At 66.1% G+C, this 1,259-nt stretch carries 2 protein-coding genes; one reads left to right on the top strand and one right to left on the bottom strand.

Features of this window, described 5'->3' with window-relative positions; translation table 11 throughout:
- Positions 1-148 precede the first annotated feature (148 nt).
- On the top strand, positions 149-814 hold the full coding sequence (locus Y705_RS0102895) for a hypothetical protein (RefSeq protein WP_216698721.1): 666 nt from the start codon (positions 149-151) through the stop codon (positions 812-814).
- Positions 815-818: 4 nt separating this feature from the next.
- Here Y705_RS0102895 and Y705_RS0102900 read toward each other — a convergent pair.
- The coding region (locus Y705_RS0102900) for a hypothetical protein (RefSeq protein WP_026531769.1) at positions 819-1,259 on the bottom strand (441 nt) is incomplete at its 5' end.

Consider the following 1,259-nt stretch of genomic DNA (forward strand, 5'->3'; position numbering starts at 1 on the left):
GACATCGGTCCGAGCCGGCGACACCCCCCGCTCTTCGGCGCCGACGCGGACGCGGACGGCAGCAACGTCATCGGCGCCGGTAGCCGTGTCAACCTCGCCGAGTCCGTCGGCGATTGCCGGCACCCCGGCAACCACGGTGCCGGCCCCCGTGCCGGCACCCCCGGCGACCACGGTGCCCGCCCCCGTGCCGCCGGTTGTTCCGGCCCCCGTTCCGCCGGTTGTTCCGGCCACCGAGGAGCCGGTTCCGAGCCTCACCACCTACGCCGGAACCGCCGTCGACGCCTCGTTCGAGTTCGACCATCCGTCCGCGTGGACGGTGGCCGATGTCTCCACGAGGCCCATCGGGTTCTTCGAGGTGAAGGGAGCGGACGGAGAGCCAATCGCTACCCTGCAGATGCTCGTCGCGTGGGGTGCCGTGTGTGATGCGGGTTGCAAGTACCACCCGGTGACCCATCTCGGGGAGGTTGCGGGGTCCACGCTGTCGACGGGTCTGCCGTTCAGTGTCCGCAGCACTGCCATGGATCTTTCGCATGATCCCGAGGAGAGGAGGATTCATCAGTGGACCGACAACGTGCGCGTCCAGACGTCGCTGAGTGCCGGCGAAATGTTGCCCGCTGATCCGGAGATGCTGCCGCGCCTTCTGTACAGCCTCGGCAATGTGGACACTGGTGTCACCGCATCGAACGGCGTCACCACCCGCACCGTCATTTTCACTGCATCTCGCGACGTTGCGTCCATGCAGGCGGCGATCGACTACACCGAGTCCGAGGAGTACCTGCAGATACAGGCAATGATGGCGTCGTTCCGGGGGTAGGCGTTCAACAATCGAAAGCGTAGGCGTTGACGCTCTCGAGAACGAGTTTCGGGCCGGGTGTGCAGCCTGCGCCCAGCAGCCTGGAGGTATAGGGATCGTCGCGCCATTCGGGTACGTCGGGGTACTCGGTCAACGTGAGGACGAAAACGGTCTGTCCGGACAGGGCACCGGGCCGCACGTCTTCTGCGGGGAGATTCGTTCCCCAGAAAGTAGCGCTGTCCGACGCCGTCTCGTCGAGAAGCACGTCCTCCACGCCTGCGAAGCGTTCGGGGTAGGAGAGTGCGATTCCGCGCGTTCGGATATCCGAGTATACGGCTGCGGCAGCAGGACCCTTGTGTGAGTCCACGAAGCGGGCCACCGCGAGGTAGTTGTCAGGCTTGAAGTCCTCGGTCTTCTGGGTGACGAGGATGGGCGCCGCCAGGAGGCAGAACGCCGTGGCGGCCGC

The sequence above is a fragment of the Arthrobacter sp. H41 genome (assembly GCF_000520535.1).
Lineage (GTDB): Bacteria > Actinomycetota > Actinomycetes > Actinomycetales > Micrococcaceae > Arthrobacter_D.